This is a genomic window from Streptomyces changchenzhani (assembly GCF_039766235.1).
Lineage (GTDB): Bacteria > Actinomycetota > Actinomycetes > Streptomycetales > Streptomycetaceae > Streptomyces.
Window position 1 is genome coordinate 22,132 of the sequence record NZ_JBDHNH010000002.1, and the last position, 18,606, is coordinate 40,737.

General features: G+C 68.9%; 20 protein-coding genes. 4 read left to right on the forward strand and 16 right to left on the reverse strand.

Going from position 1 to position 18,606, the window contains the following annotated elements:
• The first annotated feature begins 53 nt into the window (after positions 1–53).
• From ABCR94_RS08300 to ABCR94_RS08310, 3 genes are read left to right on the forward strand one after another with little or no spacing between them, the layout of a single operon-like run.
• Positions 54–1,214, forward strand: coding sequence for a tyrosine-type recombinase/integrase (locus tag ABCR94_RS08300; protein WP_347118536.1), 1,161 nt, complete (start codon positions 54–56; stop codon positions 1,212–1,214).
• Complete coding sequence (locus ABCR94_RS08305) at positions 1,211–3,688, forward strand: site-specific integrase (RefSeq protein ID WP_347118538.1); 2,478 nt, start codon at positions 1,211–1,213, stop codon at positions 3,686–3,688. Before ABCR94_RS08300 ends, ABCR94_RS08305 begins: the two co-directional genes overlap by 4 nt.
• Positions 3,685–4,206: a DUF6262 family protein gene (locus ABCR94_RS08310; RefSeq protein WP_347118540.1), complete on the forward strand. Its 522-nt coding sequence runs from the start codon at positions 3,685–3,687 to the stop codon at positions 4,204–4,206. The genes ABCR94_RS08305 and ABCR94_RS08310 overlap by 4 nt, the downstream gene beginning before the upstream one ends.
• On the opposite strand, the gene ABCR94_RS08315 is transcribed toward ABCR94_RS08310, so the two are convergent.
• The 15 genes from ABCR94_RS08315 to ABCR94_RS08385 all read right to left on the reverse strand — a co-directional run bounded on the left by ABCR94_RS08315 (position 4,172) and on the right by ABCR94_RS08385 (position 15,456).
• A complete protein-coding gene (locus tag ABCR94_RS08315; protein WP_347118541.1) occupies positions 4,172–5,254 on the reverse strand; it encodes a DNA-processing protein DprA in 1,083 nt (360 codons plus the stop codon). The genes ABCR94_RS08310 and ABCR94_RS08315 overlap by 35 nt on opposite strands.
• Before the next feature lie 82 nt (positions 5,255–5,336).
• Complete coding sequence (locus ABCR94_RS08320) at positions 5,337–6,956, reverse strand: YifB family Mg chelatase-like AAA ATPase (protein ID WP_347118543.1); 1,620 nt, start codon at positions 6,954–6,956, stop codon at positions 5,337–5,339.
• Positions 6,956–7,324, reverse strand: coding sequence for a YraN family protein (locus ABCR94_RS08325; protein ID WP_347118545.1), 369 nt, complete (start codon positions 7,322–7,324; stop codon positions 6,956–6,958). Before ABCR94_RS08325 ends, ABCR94_RS08320 begins: the two co-directional genes overlap by 1 nt.
• 128 nt (positions 7,325–7,452) lie before the next feature.
• Entirely contained in the window at positions 7,453–7,761 is a 309-nt protein-coding gene (locus tag ABCR94_RS08330) for a DUF2469 domain-containing protein (RefSeq protein ID WP_003993268.1), read from the reverse strand.
• Positions 7,762–7,816: 55 nt separating this feature from the next.
• Positions 7,817–8,371: an NUDIX hydrolase gene (locus tag ABCR94_RS08335; protein ID WP_521976510.1), complete on the reverse strand. Its 555-nt coding sequence runs from the start codon at positions 8,369–8,371 to the stop codon at positions 7,817–7,819.
• A gap of 7 nt (positions 8,372–8,378) precedes the next feature.
• Positions 8,379–9,137, reverse strand: coding sequence for a signal peptidase I (gene lepB / locus ABCR94_RS08340; protein ID WP_347118548.1), 759 nt, complete (start codon positions 9,135–9,137; stop codon positions 8,379–8,381).
• A gap of 50 nt (positions 9,138–9,187) precedes the next feature.
• Entirely contained in the window at positions 9,188–10,123 is a 936-nt protein-coding gene (lepB, locus tag ABCR94_RS08345) for a signal peptidase I (protein ID WP_347119115.1), read from the reverse strand.
• Entirely contained in the window at positions 10,050–11,102 is a 1,053-nt protein-coding gene (gene lepB, locus ABCR94_RS08350; RefSeq protein WP_347118549.1) for a signal peptidase I, read from the reverse strand. Before lepB (ABCR94_RS08350) ends, lepB (ABCR94_RS08345) begins: the two co-directional genes overlap by 74 nt.
• Positions 11,095–11,856 (reverse strand): signal peptidase I, encoded by a 762-nt coding sequence (gene lepB, locus ABCR94_RS08355; RefSeq protein ID WP_347118550.1) that lies wholly within the window; start codon positions 11,854–11,856, stop codon positions 11,095–11,097. Before lepB (ABCR94_RS08355) ends, lepB (ABCR94_RS08350) begins: the two co-directional genes overlap by 8 nt.
• A 46-nt stretch (positions 11,857–11,902) precedes the next feature.
• Entirely contained in the window at positions 11,903–12,253 is a 351-nt protein-coding gene (gene rplS / locus ABCR94_RS08360; protein WP_283515794.1) for a 50S ribosomal protein L19, read from the reverse strand.
• A 134-nt stretch (positions 12,254–12,387) separates the two neighbouring features.
• Positions 12,388–13,209: a tRNA (guanosine(37)-N1)-methyltransferase TrmD gene (gene trmD / locus ABCR94_RS08365; protein ID WP_347118551.1), complete on the reverse strand. Its 822-nt coding sequence runs from the start codon at positions 13,207–13,209 to the stop codon at positions 12,388–12,390.
• Positions 13,209–13,838 (reverse strand): ribosome maturation factor RimM, encoded by a 630-nt coding sequence (gene rimM, locus ABCR94_RS08370; protein ID WP_347118553.1) that lies wholly within the window; start codon positions 13,836–13,838, stop codon positions 13,209–13,211. Before rimM ends, trmD begins: the two co-directional genes overlap by 1 nt.
• Before the next feature lie 102 nt (positions 13,839–13,940).
• Positions 13,941–14,180, reverse strand: coding sequence for an RNA-binding protein (locus ABCR94_RS08375; protein ID WP_283515791.1), 240 nt, complete (start codon positions 14,178–14,180; stop codon positions 13,941–13,943).
• A 2-nt stretch (positions 14,181–14,182) separates the two neighbouring features.
• Positions 14,183–14,638, reverse strand: coding sequence for a 30S ribosomal protein S16 (gene rpsP / locus ABCR94_RS08380; RefSeq protein ID WP_283515790.1), 456 nt, complete (start codon positions 14,636–14,638; stop codon positions 14,183–14,185).
• Between the two features lie 224 nt (positions 14,639–14,862).
• Entirely contained in the window at positions 14,863–15,456 is a 594-nt protein-coding gene (locus tag ABCR94_RS08385) for a hypothetical protein (RefSeq protein WP_347118554.1), read from the reverse strand.
• Positions 15,457–16,034: 578 nt separating this feature from the next.
• On the opposite strand from ABCR94_RS08385, the gene ABCR94_RS08390 reads away from it, so the two are divergent.
• Entirely contained in the window at positions 16,035–16,898 is an 864-nt protein-coding gene (locus ABCR94_RS08390) for a methyltransferase domain-containing protein (protein ID WP_347118555.1), read from the forward strand.
• 111 nt (positions 16,899–17,009) lie between these two features.
• Here ABCR94_RS08390 and ffh read toward each other — a convergent pair whose 3' ends face one another.
• Positions 17,010–18,548 (reverse strand): signal recognition particle protein, encoded by a 1,539-nt coding sequence (ffh, locus tag ABCR94_RS08395; RefSeq protein ID WP_347118556.1) that lies wholly within the window; start codon positions 18,546–18,548, stop codon positions 17,010–17,012.
• Positions 18,549–18,606: the final 58 nt, after the last annotated feature.

The following is an 18,606-nucleotide window of genomic DNA, read 5'->3' on the forward strand; positions in this document are numbered from 1 at the left end:
GGGTGTGGCTCTGTGGCTGGTCGTGCTGATCGAGTCATGGAGAAGGAGTAGAAGTGCGTGCATTCCCTGTGGTGCTCCCGTCGGGCACCCGGTACTGGACCGTGGTGGACGACGACTTGGGCGTCGTCGAGGAGCCGGATCGCTTCCTGCAGGAACTGCGCTTGGCGCGTGGTCGTGCGGAGACGACGACGAAGGCGTACGCGGAGGGCATCTGCCTGTTTCTGCTGTGGTGCCTGCTCACCCGGCGCGACTGGCGGACCGCGGCCCGGGACATGGGTCTGTTCATGATCTGGCTGAAGTGGACGCCAGGCAGGGGTGGTTCGCGTCAGGTCGTGGTGCCAGGGCCAGGGTCGAAGCCGGTACGGGGTGAGATCCGGATCAACAAGGTGCTCACCGCGGTGCGGATGTTCCTGCTACATGCAGTGGCGAACAAGGCGGTCTCGGCCTGGGTGTTGGAACAGCTCTATGAGATCGGGGACGACCTGGACCTGCCCGAGGTTGCCCGAGCTGAGAGCGGGGGCATGCGCTATCGGATGAGGGCCAGGCACAGCGTCCAGGAGCCGGAGACGGACATCGACCGGGCCAGCGACGAGGAGGTCGTGGCGATGTTCCTGGCCTGTCGTTCTGCCCGTGACCGGCTGACCTTGCTACTCCTCACCCGTGTCGGTCTGCGGCCGGGGCAGGTCGCCGGGCTGCACCGCAACGATCCTCACCTGATGATGGACTCGCGGGCCCTGGGGTGCTCGGTCGAGGGCGCCCACGTTCACGTCACGCGACGGCAGAACGAGAACGGCGCCTGGTCGAAGTCCAAGAAGTCGTGGGCCATGCCGGTGGACCATCTGGTGGTGATGGCGTTCGACCAGTACGCCCTGGAACGGCACGAAGTACTGGGCTCGGGCGGCAGTGACTTCTTGCTCGTCAACCTCTTCCGCCCTCCCCACGGCTCACCGATCACCACGGACGCGATCGGTGAGCTCTGCGAGTCCCTGGCCCGGCGAGCGGGTCTGGGCCGGATGGTCACGCCGCGCATGGGCCGGCACGCGATGGCCAGCAACGTGGCCGATGCCGGCGGCAGCCTGGACGAAGTCCAGGCCCTCCTGGGTCAGAAGAACCCGGAGTCGGCCCGCCCCTACCTGCACCCCAAGCCGTCGAGGCTCCGGGACGCGGTCGAGCGGGTTCCCTCTCCGCGCGAGTTCGTGGAGGGGGACCGGTGACCACAGCGACGATCGCGTTGCCGGAGCCGGGGCCGACGCCCGACGAGACTCTGATGAGGGAAGTGACGGAGGAGTTCCTCCAGCTCATCGGCTGGGATCCATCCGTCCGAATCGTCACCTTCCCGCGCTCCCACCCGCTGTTCGGCAGCCGGATCTGTCCCGTCGAGGGCTGCGACAAGATGGCCTACACCCCTCGTGAGCGGGCCCTTTGCCGGGGCTGCGAGAGGAGGATGAAGGAGTCCGGGCAGCCGCTGGAGGAGTTCGTGGCCACGGCCAAGTACAACTGGCGGTCGATCGGCACCCAGCCCTGCCTGGTGCCTGGATGCGCCCGGCCCCGTCGAACGATTCGCCAGGCTCTCTGCGACGCGCACTGCTACCAGCAGCAGAAGATCCATCGCCTGACGATCGAGAAGTTCCTCCAGCTGCCGGGCCTGCAGCCGTTCGAGAGCCTCGGACCCTGCGTGGTCGCTGCCTGCTACCGGGACCGCGCCAACGCCGAGTACTGCCCGCCGCACCGCCAGACACGCAACATTCTGCGCCGCACCGGCAGGCTGGAGGACGTCGAGTTCTGGCACCGGACCGCGCCGGCGGTGGTCGAGCACGGCGTCGTCAGCCTGCGCGGCCTGCCCGACCAAGTGGTCGCCGAAGTTCTCTACTGCCTGCAAGACCGCAACGCCAAGGGAGTCAAGCAGAAAGATCAGGAGCTTCGTCCGCTTGTCGATGCCGTCCGGGCTCAGCAGCTGTCGTCGATCAAGGAGCTCGATCCCGGTCCGATGAAGTTGAGCGGCAAGCGGATGGCTATCGGCTTCCTCAAGCACCTCGACCGCTTCGGTTTGTCGGCCGAGACCGAACGGCACAAGGACACCTGGGACGGAGCCGCCTTCGGGCTGGACAGGGGATTCCTCCACTTCGAGGACATCTCTCAGCAGTGGCTGCGCAAGGCCGTCCAGCAGTGGGCGATCGACGATCTCCCCCGCCGGAGAGGGAAGAAACCCATCGCCCCCCTTCAGCGCCAGATCAGGTCCATCGCCATGCTCTCCAAGAGCCTGCGCCTGAACCGGGACGACGACGGGCGCGATCCACGCCTTCTGGGCAGGGACGACATCGTTCTCTTCCTCAACCGTCTGCTGTTCCTTCAGCTCCAAGGCGAGATCTCGGTCTTGCATCGGTACTGGGACGCTCGCAACGTCCGACGCTTGCTCACCCGCATGAGAACCCTGGGGCTGACCCAGCCCGGACAGCTCCTGCACGGCCTCCCCGACAACTTCGCCCTCCGAGAAGAGGACGTGCCCGAGTACGACGAGGACGACGACGCCGGACGCGACCTCCCGGTCGAGGTGATGCGTCAGCTCTGCCAGCACCTGGACAGTCTCGACCCGAACGGTCACCAGCTCAGCCGGACGGCGACGGAACTCCTCATCGACACCGGCCGCCGCCCCGACGAAATCTCCTCCCTGCCCCTGGAGTGCCTGGGACGGGATGGCGACGGCAATCCAGAGCTGATTTATGACAACCACAAGTCCCTGCGCAAGGACCGCCGTCTTCCGATCGCCGCGGCGACCGCTGCCTTGATCATCACCCAGCAGAAGCGGACCCTCGCACGGTTCCCCAACACCCCACGCAAGGAGCTCGCTCTCCTTCCCTCGCCGGTGGCCAACCCGAACGGCGCCAAGGCCATCAGCAGCGCCTGGATCGGCGAAGTCCACCGAGCATGGGTCGCCACCCTGCCGGAGATCTCGGTCCCCGTCGTCGTGGAGGAGGACGGCAAGCGAGTCAAGAAGATGCTGCCCTTCGACAAGTCGAAGATCTACCTCTACGCCTACCGGCATACCTACGCCCAGCGCCACGCGGACAAGAACGTGGCGCCTGACGTGCTCAGGGTTTTGATGGATCACCGGCGACTCGACACGACTCAACGGTATTACCGGGTTAGTGACAAGCGCCGCCGCGAGGCCGTCAACCGGGTCACTGCCATGCAGTTCGACCGGAAGGGTAACCGGATCTGGCGTCAGGCCGAGACCCTACTGGAGTCCGAGCACGCCCGCCGGGGCGTCGGCGAAGTACAGGTTCCCTACGGGCTCTGCACCGAACCGAGCAACGTCTCCGCCGGCGGCGAAGACTGCCCCGTCCGGTTCCGCTGCGTCGGCTGCGAACACTTCCGCACCGACGTGTCCTACCTCCCCGACCTGGAGGCATACCTCGCCGATCTCCTGCGCGGCCGGGAGCGACTGGCAGCCTTCACCGCCGACTCCTGGGCAAAGGCCGAGGCGATGCCGTCCGACGAGGAGATCACGCGCGTCCGCCGCCTGATCAAACGCGTCAAGGAGCAACTCGGGGAACTCACCGAGGAAGACAAAATGCAGATCGAGGAAGCCGTCACCGTGCTCCGCCGCAGCCGGCGAGTCATCTCACTCGGCATGCCCCGAGTGCGGCCAGAACTGCCCGACTACCGCGGCGGAGGGTCCGCCACATGACATCCATGATCGAGGGGAAGAAGGCCGACTCGGCCCGGCGCCGGGAACGGGTCATCAAGGCCCTGGATGCGGCCGTGAAGAGTGGGGGCGACCTCACGGTCTCCGGGCTCGCCAGAGCCGCGCGCGTCGACCGGACCTTCCTCTATCGCCACCGCGACCTGCTCGAACGCCTCCACGTCGCTGCCAGCACTCCGGTCGAGGACGGCAGAGTGGCGGCCGTCAGCCGAGTCTCGCTCCAGACCGACCTCGCCAACGCTCTGGAGCGCAACAAACGCCTTGCCGCACGAGTCCGGCAGCTCGAGAAGCGTCTATCGACCGAGCTCGGCGAGCGAGTCTGGGAGGCGTCCGGACTCGCAACGCCTACCGACATCGACGACCTCCAGCGCCGCGTCACCCTGCTGGAACAAGAACTCGCCGACACCAGCGGCGAGTTGGAGGACAGAACAGAGGAACTGGAAGCCGCTCGGGCCGCGAACCGCGAACTCACGCGAGCCTTGAACCAACCCCAGCCACGCTGACCAAGCGCCAGTCCGGTTCCGACTCGGTGGCCCCGCCTTCGGCGGGGCCACCACCGCGTTCAGGCACAACATCAGAATCACCCGATCCGGGGATAGCACCACACCTGTTGCAATGGCTAGGCTCTTCTACACCAGCGTTGAGCTGCACCAATGTGAGCTTCACAAGCACGGCATCCGCTGGGACCCCCAGAGAAGGCTCGATCACCCGGTTCCTGAGGATGAACCGGCTGGGCGTCGGGTGGCTGCCGGGCGGCAACTCCCCGATGACCAGGCCCTGTTCCGCGATGCGGCCGATCAACTCCGCGTGCCCGCGCGGGTAGACGACGTCTACGCCGCAGGCCAGTACCGCGACGGTCGCCCCACCCGCAGCCAGCACCCCGCGGTGGGCGGCGCCGTCGACGCCGAACGCGGCTCCGGAGACCACCACCCAGCCGCGCTCCGCGAGCCCGGTGGCCAGCGACGCCGCCATGTGCGCCCCGTAGGGCGTGCAGGCCCTGGCTCCTACGACGGCGACCGAGCGCAGCGCCCATATGCGCAGCTGGGGCCGCCCCCGCACCCACAACCCGATCGGTCTGGCGTCGCCCAGGTCGTCGAGCTGGCGGGGCCATTCCTGGTCGTCCGGGCAGACGAAACGGCCTCCGACCGCGGCAACGGCCGCGAGGTCCCGTGCGGGCTCGGCTGCCGCCGCCCGCGCCCGGAAGCCGCCGAGCCGATGCTCGCTCACCCCGGTCAGCGCCGCGCCCGCCACCGCACGGGCACCTTCGATCCCGCTCCCTGTTTCCCGCTCTGTCTCCCTCTCTGCTCTTCCGCTCCCTGTTCCATCGGCACCCCCGGCCGCCGCGTGGCCCACCACCCGGCCGTCGGTGGGCCCCGGCCCCCGATCCACCGCCCGGCCCATCGCCTCGGGCCCGTCCGAGGTGAGCCTGCGCATCAACTCCACCGCCCCGAACTCCCGCAGCCACCGCCCGCCGACCTCATCCCCGGGCTCGATGACCCGGGTCAACGCCGCGCGGGCCAGCCGCTCGGCCTCCCCCACCGCCGCGCTCACCGGCCACCTCCGCCCCGGCGCCCGAAGGATCCGACCCGGCGTCCGGCTGCGCCCTCGCGTCCGGGTGATCCACGCCGCAGCCTCATGAGCCGACTCCGATCAGCTCCGATGCGCCACGCGCGATCCCGGTGCGCAGCTCCAGCGCCAGATCAACGTGCCGCACATCGGGCCGGTCGCAGCCGGCCAGATCTGCGACGGTCCAGGCGACGCGCAGCACCCGGTCGAGACCACGGGCCGTTAGCAGCCCGCGTTCCATGTCGCGTTCGGCAGCGCCGAGAGCGCCGGGGGCGACCTGCCAGCGGGTGCGCAGTTCATGACCCGGCACTTCGCTGTTGGTCGTCCACGGGGTGCCGTCGAGCCGCGCCGCCGCCCGCTCTCTTGCTTCGCGCACGCGCCCCGCGACCTTCTCCGTGGAATCGCCGCGCCCGCCCTGCCCCATCAGGTCGGCGCGCTGCACCGGCTCGACTCCGACCCGCAGATCCACCCGGTCGAGGAGGGGTCCCGACAGCCGTGCCTGGTATCTGCGGATCACCGACGGCGGGCACTCGCATCCCACCCCGTGCAGGGTGTGACGGCCACAAGGGCACGGATTGGCAGCCAGGATCATCAGGAACCGTGCGGGCAGCCGCACCACTCCCGCGCTGCGCGCCACCACCACGTGTCCCGATTCGAGCGGCTGGCGCAGCGAGTCCAGAGCGCGGCCGCTGAATTCCGGTGCCTCGTCAAGAAAGAGCACACCCCTGTGGGCGAGCGAAACAGCCCCCGGCCTCGGCAGCCCGTTGCCCCCGCCGACGAGCGACTGCATCGTCGCCGAATGGTGCGGGGCGCAGTAGGGCGGCGTCCTGACCAGTGGCTCGCCCGGTGGCAGGATGCCCGCCACCGAGTGAACCGCGGTCACCTCCAGCGACTCCTGCCTGGTCAGCGGCGGCAGAATCGAGGGAAGCCGCTCGGCCAGCATCGTCTTGCCCGCACCCGGCGGCCCGTGCAACAGCAGATGGTGCCGGCCCGCCGCCGCGACCGCCAGGGCCGTGCGCGCCCCGCTCTGCCCGGCGACATCCGCGAGGTCGGGTCCGTTGCCCTCGCCGTCACCGACGGCCAATCCGGTGCCCGCCCCCGCGCCGGGCACCATGAGCCCGGACAGTATGGCGTCCGGCCGCCCCTTCTCCCGCTGTTCCTCCTCCGGCACCTCCGCGCCAGTCAGTACGGCGATGAGCTGGCGCAGGCTGCGCACACCCAGCACCGAGATCCCCGGCACCAGCGCGGCCTCCGCCGCCGTCTGCTCCGGCACGACGACCTGGTGGTACCCGGCCTCGGCCGCGGCGAGGACCGCGGGCAGCACACCGCGCACCGGTCGGACCCGGCCGTCCAGCCCCAGCTCCCCGATCATCACCAGATCGGCGATCTCCCGGGGATCGATGCGCTCCGCGGCCGCCAGGACAGCCATGGCAACAGCAATATCAAATCCACTGCCACTTTTGGGCACGGAGGCCGGGCTGAGCCCCACGGTGAGCTTCTTCTGCGGCCAGTCGGCGCCCGAGTTCACCACCGCCGCCCGCACCCGGTCCCGGCTCTCGGTCAGGCTCTTGTCCGGCAGCCCCACCAGCGAGAAGGCCGCCACCCCGGGCTCCAGGTCCGCCTGGACCTCCACCACCACGCCCTCGACCCCGACGAGCGCCACCGAGCACGTACGCGCGAATCCCATCAGGCCACCCCCCGCGCATGCTCGACGACCGGCGCCCCGCGCCGCGGCAGCACCACCCCGATGAGGTCGATGCGCACCCCGCCCGGCGGCGGCCCGCCGTGCTCCTGCGTCCAGCGCTCGGCGAGATGGCGCAACCGCTGTGCCTTGACGGGCTTGACGGCTTCCATCGGGTGCTCGAACGGGCCCGCTCTGCGGGTCTTGACCTCACAGATGACCAGCGCGTCGCCGTCCCGGGCGACGATGTCGATCTCCCCGGCACGGCAGCGCCAGTTGCGCTCCAGGACGGTCATGCCGCCCTCGGTCAGCCTGCGGACCGCCAGCTCCTCGCCGTACCGGCCGAGTGCCCCTGTCGCATTCTTCGCGTTCATTCGGTTCCACCTCCGGAACCGAATGTGCCGCGAACTCCGCCAACTAGTGGATCTTGGTGGACAACTGGCCGGTTGTGGAAAACTCAGTCACCCGGACCTCAGGCACCCAGGCCTCAGTCATCCGGACCTCAGCCACTCGGAAGTTCGAGATCGCTCTTGTTGAGCTCCTCGATATTCACGTCCTTGAACGTGAGCACCCGCACCTGCTTGACGAACCTGGCCGGCCGGTACATGTCCCAGACCCAGGCATCCGCCATGGAAACTTCGAAGAAAACCTCACCCTGCACCGAGTGCACCTGCATCTCGTAGTCATTGGTGAGGTAGAAGCGCCGCTCGGTCTCGATCACGTATTTGAACAGACCGACGACATCGCGGTACTCCCGGTAGAGCTTCAGCTCCATCTCGGTCTCGTACTTCTCGAGGTCCTCGGCGCTCATGGCATGTTCCCCTTCAGCCTTGCGTCCCCTCAGCGTGCGCCAGCCCCGTGCGCCCCTATGCGACTTCCGGGGCCAAGACCATCGGCGTACTTGGAGGACCTTCGTCGAGCAGCGTACGCAGCAGCCCGGCGAGCTTGATGGGATACACCGTCTCACGCGTCGCGGACAGTTCGGCGGAGGTCCACCACCTCAACCCGGCGACGCTCCGTCGCTCCAGTCCGGTCATCCCGTCCATCACGGTCTTCGTCCGCGTCGTACGGGCCAGATAGAACCACTCGTCCTGTTCCCAGCGCCGCCCGTCGAACGGGAACGAGCAGATGCGCTGCCACAGCAGGGGGCCGAGCTCGACCTCCGTGATGCCCGTCTCCTCGGCGACCTCGCGCAGTGCGGCCTGCGCCCTGGTCTCGTCACCCTCCAGGCCACCGCCCGGCGTGAACCACCAGGTATTCGCCGGATCGTCCGGCTCGTACCCGTTCATCAGCAGGACTCGGTCCTCCGGGTCGAGCAGGATCACCCGCGCGACCTGCCGCAGGGGCGCCCCCGGCGCACCGCTCACTCCCGCTCCCGCACTCACTCCCACATCACCGCCCGTGCTCGGATCCCCGCCCATGCTCGGATCACCGCCCACCGGCACGGGCCGTCTTCGCTGATTTCGCTGCCTTCGCCTTCCGCCGCCGGACCCGCTGCGCGATCGGTCCGTACGCCGATCCACCGAAGATCAGCATCATGCCCGTCACCACCACGGCCAACACCAGGACGATCGGTCCCGGTCGCGAGGCCCCGCCTGGCAGCGCCTCGTAGCTCTGCGGGCGGTCGAGCATCCCGCCCAGGGGCCAGGCGATGGCGTCCACGCGCGCGTTCACCTTGGAGACCGGCACCGTCCCTTTGGCGGCGTCCCCGATGTGCCCTCGCGAGTCCACCGAAGTACTCCGCTCGTCACCCAGCAGGAAGAGATGGCCCTTGGGCACCTCGGACGTGAAGGGCGCGGCCGAGGCCGGTTCCCCGTCCTGCAGATACGGTTCCTCAAGGGGCTTGCCGTTCAGCGTGAGCCAGCCGTTCTTGGCGCAGCAGGTGACTTTGTCACCGCCGACGCCGACCACACGCTTGACCATCGGCAGATCGCCCCACAGCGGGTCGGTGAAGACCACTACATCTCCGCGGCGCACATCGGCGCTGCCTATTCGCTGCGCGAGGACCCGGTCCCCCGCCTTGACCGACGGGGTCATCGAATCGGTCGGCACCGTGTACGGCTTGTACTCCACAGCTCCCCAGGCGAACCCGCCGAGGAAGAGCACACAGCCGACGGCCACGGCCAGGCCCGACAACACGTTGCCGAACCGGCCGCGGCCGTCTTCTTTACGTCCTGTTCCGCTCATCCCAGCGCTCCCCACTCCGGAGATCGGCAATCGCTGATCCGAGCGGCACCCTACCCGGCGGTACGCCCGCCGGTCAGCTTCCGCCTGCGCCAGAGCACCAGAGGCACCGCGCCCGCGAGGCCCAGCGCGCCGGGCGCCACGGTCATCGCCGCCGATGCGACATTCAGCCCGGACTGGTCGAACGTGCCGGGAACCGGCAGCGTCGACCAGCGGTTGACCGGCCAGGCGACCACGATGGCGCGTCCGACGACCTCGTCGACCGAGACCGTGCCACCGCCGTCGAGCTCCTGGTGGTAACGGGAGTCCAGCGAGTTCTGCCGGTGGTCGCCCATCACCCAGATCCGGCCGTCGGGCACCTTGAGCGGCCCGAACGGCTCGTCGTTGCACGGGGTGTCACCGGGGAAGATGTACGACTTCTCGTCGAGCGCCTTGCCGTTGACCTGGACCGGGCCGTTCTTCTTGCACTCGACCGTGTCACCGCCGACCGCGATGACCCGCTTGATCAGGTCCTTCTCCTCCGCCGACGGCATCAGGCCGATGAAGCTGAGGAACTTCTGCACGACGTTCGGGTCGGACACCGTGGTGTCGTCCAGCCAGCCGCCCGGGTCGTGGAACACCACGACCTCGCCGCGCTCGGGCTCCGAGCCGAACCACGGTGTCAGTTTGTCGACCAATACCCGGTCGCCCCGCTGCAGGGTGTCCTGCATCGAATCCGAAGGAATCGAGAACGCCTGCACCAGAAATGTCTTGATCAGCAGCGCGAGCAGGAGCGCGATACCGACCAGCAGCGGCAGCTCCTTCCAGAAGGAACGGGGCTTCTTGGGCCCTTCGCTCTCGCCACTGTCCGCCGTGCCGTCGTCGAACCCCGGAGCCCGGTCCGCGGTGCCGCCCGCGTACTCCGCGTCGCGCACCTCATCTGCCGCGGCCGCGGGTGACTCTGGCCGATCCTCGGGCTCGTCGCGTCCGGATCGTGCGCCGACCGCCAAATCCCCCACATCCACTCCTCACTCCGTGCCACTGCCCACGCCAGAGGAGGCGCAGACCCACCACTCCCATAACGAGCGGGAGTTCCGCAGGGGTCGGGAGCCGGATCATCGCGTTCAGATCCTGAGACGCCACCCTATTCGACGGGCCGAGGGCCGACGTCGCCGCGGCGCGCGGGTCAGGCACCGAGGCGTACGTCCCGGGCTCCTCCAACTGCCGCCAGTGCGAGAACGGCCAGGCGATGACGACAGCCCGTCCCACCACCTCTTCCTCCGAGACCGTGCCGGTGAACTGCTCGTCCAGGTGAAACCGGGAGTCCGCCGAATTCGACCGGTGGTCGCCCATCACGAAGAGCCGTCCGACCGGCACCTTGACATCGAATTTGAGGCTGGACGGACGGTCGCCCGGATTCAGATACGGTTCCGCGAGCGGTACGCCGTTGACGGTGACCCGTCCGTCCTTGTCGCAGCACCTCACGGTGTCCCCGCCGACCGCGACGACCCGCTTGATCAGGTCCTGTTCGTCCTCGGACGGCAGCAGCCCGATGAAGGTCAGGGCGGCCTTGATCTGCTTGACGCCGACCGGATCGTTCTTGATGTCGGTCTTCTCGTCCTCCAGCCAGCCACCGGGATCCTTGAAGACCACCACATCGCCGCGCTCGGGACGCGACCCGAACCACGGCGTCAGTTTGTCGACCAGCACCCGGTCGCCGATCCGGATCGTCTGCTCCATCGAGCCGGACGGGATCACGAAGGCCTGCACCAGGAACGTCTTGAGCACAAGCGCGATCAGCAGTGCCACGGTTATGAGGATCGGTATCTCTTTCACGGCCGACCTGCGTCGCCGCCGCTTCACCTTGAGCGCCAGCTTGCGCCGGTCCGCGCGGCCCGGCAGTACGGGCCCACTCGTGGGACGCGTGCCCGTCGGCAGCCGGGTGTCCGCCCGATGGCCGCCCGATCGGGCCCGTCCGCGGTTACCCATGGGCCCCGACCGGTCCGGGCGCCCGTACATGCGTGAAGGCGTCCGACCGCTCCAGCGAGGTCCAGTGGCCCACCGGCCAGCCGATCCAGTCGGCCCGCCCGATGACCATGTTGACGGGCACCATGCCGCCGCCCGGCTCCCCCAGGTGGTCACGGGAGTCCCGGGAGTGCGACCTGTGGTCGCCCAAGACCCACAGCGTGCCCTGCGGTACGACGATGTCGAACGGGACCTGCGACGGAGCGTCGCCCGGATGCAGGTACTTCTCGTCCACCGGTCGGCCGTTCACCTCGACCCTCCCCCGCTTGTCGCAGCACACGACACGGTCGCCCCCCACGCCCACCACGCGCTTGATGTAGTCGGTCTCGGCGGGCTCGGCCAGTCCCACGGCCGCAGCCGCCCACCGCACCAGCCCGGTGACCGGGTTCCCGGCCGGCTCCTCTTGTACGAAGGACCCGGTGCCGTCGAACACGATCACATCACCGCGCTGCGGTACAGAACCGAAACGGTACGCCACCTTATTGACGAGTACCCGGTCCCCGATGTTCAACGTGGGCTCCATGGAGCCGCTCGGAATCAGGAAGGGCTGCAGTACGAAGGAGCTGAACAGCAGCAGAAAGGACGCGCAGACGAGGCCGAGCAGAGCGGGCCTGCGCCACGGGGCATGCAGAAAACGCACGGAGCGCGACCCCTCTCCCTCCCCCGCTTCAGGGGTGGAGGAGCGGTCGCGCTCCGAGACGTGTCCTTCGGTGTCCATCGGGACCTGAGCCTATCCGGCCGGTCCCAGGGCGCCTGTGGTGCGATCAGCGGTCGCGCTTCTCCTTGATCTTCGCGGCCTTGCCGCGCAGCTCACGGAGGTAGTACAGCTTCGCGCGACGGACGGCGCCACGGCTGACGAGCTCGATCTTCTCGAAGATCGGGCTGTGCACCGGGAAGGTGCGCTCGACACCGACGGAGAAGGAGACCTTGCGGACCGTGAAGGACTCGCTGACGCCGGCACCCTGACGGCGGACGACAACGCCCTTGAACTGCTGCACACGCGAGCGGTTGCCCTCGATGACGCGAACGTGGACGTTCACGGTGTCACCGGGACGGAAGGCCGGCAGGTCGGTACGCAGCGATGCGGCGTTCACTTCGTCGAGCAGGCTTGCCATGTTGGCTGCTTTCTTCGCGCCGATGCCACAGGTCATCGAGCGGTATGTCTAGAGAAGTATTCGGGGTGCTGTCCGTATCGGGCGGGCGTCGTTCCCCCTGTGGCAGGGGCGCACGCCGGACACACAGCAGCGGCCTATTCTTCCACGGCTTCGGGGTTGCGCCCAAATCGGCCGTCGGCCCCCGGCTGCCAGCCGAGAATGCTCAGCATCTGCCGGTCGTGCTTGTCAAAGGCGGCCGGGTCGCAACGCTCGATCAGATCCGGCCGGTTGACGGTCGTACGACGCAGCGCCTCGTCCCGCCGCCACCGCGCGATCTTCCCGTGGTGCCCGCTGACCAGGACGTCCGGGATGTCACGCCCGCGCCACTCGGGCGGCTTGGTGTAAACGGGGCCTTCGAGGAGGTTGGCCATGGCGCCGGGTGCGAAGGAGTCGTCGCGATGCGATTCGGCGTTGCCGAGGACGCCGGGCAGCAGCCTGGCCACCGCCTCGGTGATCACCAGCACCGCGGCCTCGCCGCCGGCCAGCACGTAGTCCCCGATGGACACCTCGTACACGGGCATCCTGGTCGCGTACTCGTCGATGACCCGGCGGTCGATGCCCTCGTAGCGCGCGGGCGCGAAGACCAGCCAGGGGCGCTCGGACAGCTCGACCGCGACCTCCTGGGTGAAGGGCCGGCCGCTGGGCGTGGGCACGACGAGGACCGGGCCGTGCGCGCCGGACTCGTAGCCGCTCGCCAGCGCCTCGTCGAGCGCGGCGCCCCACGGGCCGGTCTTCATGACCATCCCGGGACCGCCGCCGTAGGGGGTGTCGTCGACCGTGTTGTGCCGGTCGTAGGTCCACTCCCGCAGATCGTGCACGTGTACGTCGAGCTGGCCACGCGCGCGTGCCTTGCCGACGAGCGAGACGTTCAGCGGCTCCAGGTACTCGGGGAAGATCGTGACGACGTCGAGCCTCATCAGCCCTTGTCCTCCGGCACTGCCCTGTCCTCCGGCGTGGCCTTGTCCTCGGGCTCCGCCGCGTCGGCCTCGTCGTCGGCCTCGTGGTCAGCCTCTTCGCCGGCCTCGTTCTCGGCCGGGCCGCCGTCGATCAGACCGGGCGGCGGGGTGATGACGGCCCGCTGCTCCTCCAGGTCGATCTCGCTGACGATCTCCTCGACGAAGGGGATCATCACCTCGCTGCCGTCGGGCCGTGCCACGACGAAGAGGTCCTGGGACGGGAGGTGCAGGATCTCGGTGATGCGACCGACGTCCGTGCCGTCCTCCAGGACCACGTCGAGGTCCATCAGCTGGTGGTCGTAGAACTCCTCGTCGTCCTCCGGCACCGCCTCCGGGTCCACGTCCGCGATCAGGAGCGTATTGCGCAGCGCCTCGGCGCCCGTACGGTCCTTGACGCCCTCGAAGCGCAGCAGCAGCCTGCCGCTGTGCACCCGGCCGGTCTCGACCGTCAGGGGCCCGGTCGATGCGGGGTCCGTGGCGAGTACGGCGCCGGGCCCGAGCCGCAGCTCCGGCTCGTCCGTACGTACTTCAACGGTGACTTCGCCCTTGATTCCGTGGGCGCGGCCGATCCGCGCGACTACCAGCTGCACTCTTGTCTCTCCTGTCGTGTGCCTGCGGCATTGCTCCGCAGACGACTACGGGCCGGGGCGGGCCGAAGCCCTCCCCGGCCCGTGCCGGTAACGCTCAATACTTCAGTGCGCCTGGTCCACGTCGACGAGGTCGACGCGGATACCACGGCCACCGATGGCGCCCACGACAGTGCGCAGGGCGCGTGCGGTGCGGCCGTTACGGCCGATCACCTTACCGAGGTCGTCGGGGTGCACCCGGACTTCGAGCACACGCCCACGACGCAGGTCACGCGAGGCGACCTGCACATCGCCGGGGTTGTCGACGATGCCCTTCACGAGGTGCTCGAGAGCGTCCTCGAGCATGATCAGGCCTCGGTCGGCTCAGCGGCGGCCGCCGGGGACGCTGCGTCCTCAGCAGGCTCGTCCGCCTTCTTCTCGGCCTTCTTCGCCTTGGGGGTGATGGCCTCACCCTTGGGCTCGTCCGCGGCGTCCTTGGTGAGAGCCTCGAACAGCGCGCGCTTGTCAGCCTTCGGCTCCGGCATGAGCAGCGGGGCCGGGGCGGGAAGGCCCTTGTGCGCCTGCCAGTCGCCCGTGAGCTTCAGGATGGCGAGCACGGGCTCGGTCGGCTGCGCGCCGACGGACAGCCAGTACTGCGCACGCTCCGCGTTGACCTCGATGCGCGAGGGGTTCTGCACCGGGTGGTACAGGCCGATCTCCTCGATCGCCCGGCCATCACGGCGGGTGCGGGAGTCGGAAACGACGATGCGGTAGTGAGGCGAACGGATCTTGCCCAGACGCTTCAGCTTGATCTTGACTGCCACTGGAGTGGTCTCTCCTGGAATTGACGTGGTTGGGCACAACAAGATGCCACGTGGGGTTGCGGTACTCGGGGTGCCCGATGGACGCGTCAGCCGGAGGAGAGAGGGGTCCTGTGCGACTGTCGAGTACAGCTAGCCATTGTGCCACACACCTGCGGCGCGGCATCACCCGACCGACATCGCCCTCCGGTACGGGGGGCGCGGGCGCGGCAGCGGCGAGAAAGAGGTCAGCTCGCCGCGACCACTACCTCGGGGATACGGAACGGCTTGCCGCAGCCGCCGCAGACGATCGGGGCCTGGGCCAGGACCGACGGAACGACGCGGACATTGCGTCCACAGTCGCACACGGCCTTGACCCGCACCCCGCCCCCGGACGAACCGTGCCGGGCGGCCGGTCCGCGGAAGGTGCGCTTGGTGTCCGAGGTCGTCGCGACCGTGTGTGCCTTCAGGGCACGCTGGAGCCGCTCGATGGTGGGCCGGTAGCGTCGCTTCGCCTCCGGGTTGAGCGAGACCAGCGAGAAGCCGCTGCTCGGGTGTGGCTCCTCCGGGTGGTCGAGCCCGAGCTCCTCGGCGATCGCGAGGAATCTGCGGTTGTGGTAGCGGCCGGCACGCGAGGTGTCACGGACGCCCCGTGCGGCGGCGATGCCGTGGACTGCCTCGTGCAGCAGTCGTTCGAAGGAGAGCTTCGGGCCGCAGGCGGACGAAGACTCTCCGATCAGGGACTCGGGCGCGGCTAGATCCGGCAGCTCGGCGTGGTACCGCTGAATATCGGCCCATGCCTGTGCCAGCTCTGCGGCGAGAACAGGTGGTGTCGTGCTCACGTCGTGACAACGAGCCGAGGTGCCCCGGTGTTCCTATTCCGGGGCATCCCAAATAATTTGCACGTACCAGTCAGTTGCCATTGATGCATCCCGACGAGGGCGGGTGCGCTGATTTGCGGAGAACTCGCGCAGCTCAGTCCAAGCCGGTACGTACCCGCGCGTACGCCCCGGCGCGTAGCCAATGCCCGCACGCCGGGACATCAGTTGGTGCGGGAGGGGGCGGTTGTCGCCCCGGGGATCGGCAGCGGCCCCGGTGGGCGCGGACCACGACGGCGACAGTATCGGGCGGGCCGCCGGCGTCCGGTACCGCCCCGCGCCGGAGCGGGCCGGACACCGCGCGACCGCGGCCCGCCCGAGCGTCCCTGCCGTGGCGGGAATCACGAACCGGCGGCACTCTTGAAGGTGGATCTGCTCCGGCGCGGGGGCGCACAACCGGGGCACACAAGCATTGCCATACAACCTCTGGACTTGGGGACGGATGCGCAGTTCCCTGGCATACGGGGGATGTACGAGCGCACGCACACGGGGGATGCCAATCAGGGCATGACATGACCTCTCGGCGGATTGGGGCGCTTTCGATGACACCAACGCTCGTCCAGCACCACCCGAACGCGGCCTCGGCCCCCCCGACGGGCGCGCGCGCCCGCGACTGGGCCGAGATCCAGGAACGGATGCTGGTGCCGCTGTATGAAGCGGTGTACGAGCGGCTTGAGGTAGGCCCCGCCACCCGGCTGCTCGCCCTTGGCTGCGGGTCGGGCCTCGCCCTGCTGATCGCGGCGTCCCGTGGCGCCTGTGTGACAGGCGTCGACGCCGATCGCGAACGGGTCGCTCTGGCCCGCGAACGTCTACTGCCGGACGGCGCCAGGAGCGGTGCCGCCGAGGACGATCCGGCCAGGCTCGCCCAGCTGTTCGACTGCGGTTCCGTGGAGGGCAAGGACCCCGCCGACCCGGCGTACAACCTCGTCACGGCCTTCGAGCCGCTCGGCTGCGCCGCCGGGGACTCGGAGGGGCTCGCGCCCGCACTCGAAGACTCGCTGCCGCTCGCCGAGCGGGGCAGTGCGGTGATCCTGGTGGGCTGGGGCCCACCGGAGCGCTGCGCCACCTCGGCCGTCCTTCGGGTGGCTTCCCGGCTGACGGACACCCTGCGCAGCACGGGCGGCGCCTGGCGGCCCGCGCACCGGGACGACCTGGAGAACGTGGCCGCACGGGCCGGGCTCAAGCCGGACGGCTCGGGCCGGGTGGCGTGCCCCTTCGGCTACGCCGACACGGAGAGCGCCGTACGGGGCCTGCTGTCGACGGGGCTCTTCGACGCGGCGATACGGGCCACCGATCCGGCGCAGGTCGAGAAGGAGCTGGCCGAAGCACTCCATCCGTATGTGCGGCGGGACCGGACCGTCTGGATGCCGAACGTGTTCCGGTATCTGATCGCACGTACGCCCTGAGTCCGAGGTCCCTGACTCCGGTGCACCGAACGCCCTGTGGGCGCCCGCTCCTTCCAGAAGGGGGCGCCCACAGGGACGTAAGAACGTACAAGCATGGGAAGGGAAGGGGCGTCAGCCCATGAACTTCTTGAACTCGTCCGGCAGCTCGAAGTTCTGGGGGCTCTCCGCGGGTGCGCCGCCCGCCTGAGCCGCCTGCTCGCGGCGCTCGGCCTCGGCCTGCTCCTCGGCCTTGCGCTTCATCGGGTTGCCGCTCTTGCGCTTGCCCTTGGCCTGCTTGATCTGCTTCTTCTGACGGCCGGGGCCACCACCCATGCCCGGAATCCCCGGCATGCCCGGCATGCCGCCGCCCTGCGCCATCTTCGACATCATCTTGCGGGCGTCGAAGAACCGCTCCACCAGGTTCTTCACGGCGCTGACCTCGACGCCCGAGCCCTTGGCGACGCGGGCCCGGCGCGAGCCGTTGATGATCGTCGGGTCGTGGCGCTCCGCCGGTGTCATCGACTTGATGATCGCGGCAGTACGGTCCACGTCGCGCTCGTCGATGTTCTGGATCTGGTCCTTGATCTGCCCCATGCCGGGCATCATGCCGAGCAGCTTGGAGATGGAGCCCATCTTGCGGACCTGCTCCATCTGGGACAGGAAGTCGTCGAGCGTGAACTCCTTGGGGCCCTTCGCCAGCTTGGCCGCCATCGCTTCGGCCTCTTGCTGGCTGAAGGTCTGTTCGGCCTTCTCGATGAGCGAGAGCATGTCGCCCATGCCGAGAATGCGCGATGCCATGCGGTCCGGGTGGAACGCGTCGAAGTCGTCCAGCTTCTCGCCGTTGGAGGCGAACATGATCTGACGGCCGGTCACCTCGGCGATCGACAGCGCCGCACCACCGCGTGCGTCACCGTCGAGCTTGGACAGCACCACGCCGTCGAAGCCGACGCCGTCGCGGAAGGCCTCCGCGGTGTTGACCGCGTCCTGACCGATCATCGCGTCGACGACGAACAGGATCTCGTCGGGGCTGACGGCGTCGCGGATGTCCGCGGCCTGCCGCATCAGCTCCTCGTCGATACCGAGGCGGCCCGCGGTGTCGACGATGACGATGTCGTGCTGCTTGTTCTTGGCGTAATCGATCGAGTCCTTGGCGACCTTGACCGGGTCACCGACACCGTTGCCCGGCTCCGGCGCGTAGACCGCGACGCCGGCGCGCTCGGCGACCACGCTCAGCTGGGTCACGGCGTTGGGGCGCTGGAGGTCGCAGGCGACGAGGATCGGGGAGTGGCCCTGGCCCTTGAGCCAGAGGCCGAGCTTTCCCGCGAGGGTCGTCTTACCGGCGCCCTGGAGACCCGCGAGCATGATCACGGTGGGCGGGTTCTTGGAGAAGCGCAGCCGACGGGTCTCGCCGCCGAGGATGCCGACGAGCTCCTCGTTGACGATCTTGATGACCTGCTGGGCCGGGTTCAGCGCCGTGGAGACCTCGGAGCCTGCGGCGCGCTCCTTGATCCGGACGATGAACGCACGCACGACCGGCAGCGCGACATCCGCTTCGAGCAGCGCGATACGGATCTCACGGGCCGTGGCGTCGATGTCCGCCTCGGAAAGGCGGCCCTTGCCCCGGAGGCTTTTGAATGTCGCTGCGAGGCGGTCGGAAAGAGTATCGAACACGGCGGTCGCGGATCCTCGGGTCGGGGGCGGGCGGACGAGTCGCACTCCAGGGTATCCG

Coding starts and splice junctions, on each gene's coding strand:
- ABCR94_RS08390 (WP_347118555.1), top strand. CDS start 16,035: ATGACACCAACGCTCGTCCAGCACCACCCGAACGCGGCCTCGGCCCCC.
- ABCR94_RS08320 (WP_347118543.1), bottom strand. CDS start 6,956: ATGGGATTCGCGCGTACGTGCTCGGTGGCGCTCGTCGGGGTCGAGGGC.
- ABCR94_RS08330 (WP_003993268.1), bottom strand. CDS start 7,761: ATGAGCGCCGAGGACCTCGAGAAGTACGAGACCGAGATGGAGCTGAAG.
- ABCR94_RS08310 (WP_347118540.1), top strand. CDS start 3,685: ATGACATCCATGATCGAGGGGAAGAAGGCCGACTCGGCCCGGCGCCGG.
- ABCR94_RS08325 (WP_347118545.1), bottom strand. CDS start 7,324: ATGAACGCGAAGAATGCGACAGGGGCACTCGGCCGGTACGGCGAGGAG.
- lepB (WP_347118548.1), bottom strand. CDS start 9,137: ATGAGCGGAACAGGACGTAAAGAAGACGGCCGCGGCCGGTTCGGCAAC.
- ABCR94_RS08375 (WP_283515791.1), bottom strand. CDS start 14,180: ATGCTCGAGGACGCTCTCGAGCACCTCGTGAAGGGCATCGTCGACAAC.
- lepB (WP_347118549.1), bottom strand. CDS start 11,102: ATGGGTAACCGCGGACGGGCCCGATCGGGCGGCCATCGGGCGGACACC.
- rplS (WP_283515794.1), bottom strand. CDS start 12,253: ATGGCAAGCCTGCTCGACGAAGTGAACGCCGCATCGCTGCGTACCGAC.
- ABCR94_RS08335 (WP_521976510.1), bottom strand. CDS start 8,371: ATGGGCGGGGATCCGAGCACGGGCGGTGATGTGGGAGTGAGTGCGGGA.
- trmD (WP_347118551.1), bottom strand. CDS start 13,209: ATGAGGCTCGACGTCGTCACGATCTTCCCCGAGTACCTGGAGCCGCTG.
- lepB (WP_347118550.1), bottom strand. CDS start 11,856: ATGGACACCGAAGGACACGTCTCGGAGCGCGACCGCTCCTCCACCCCT.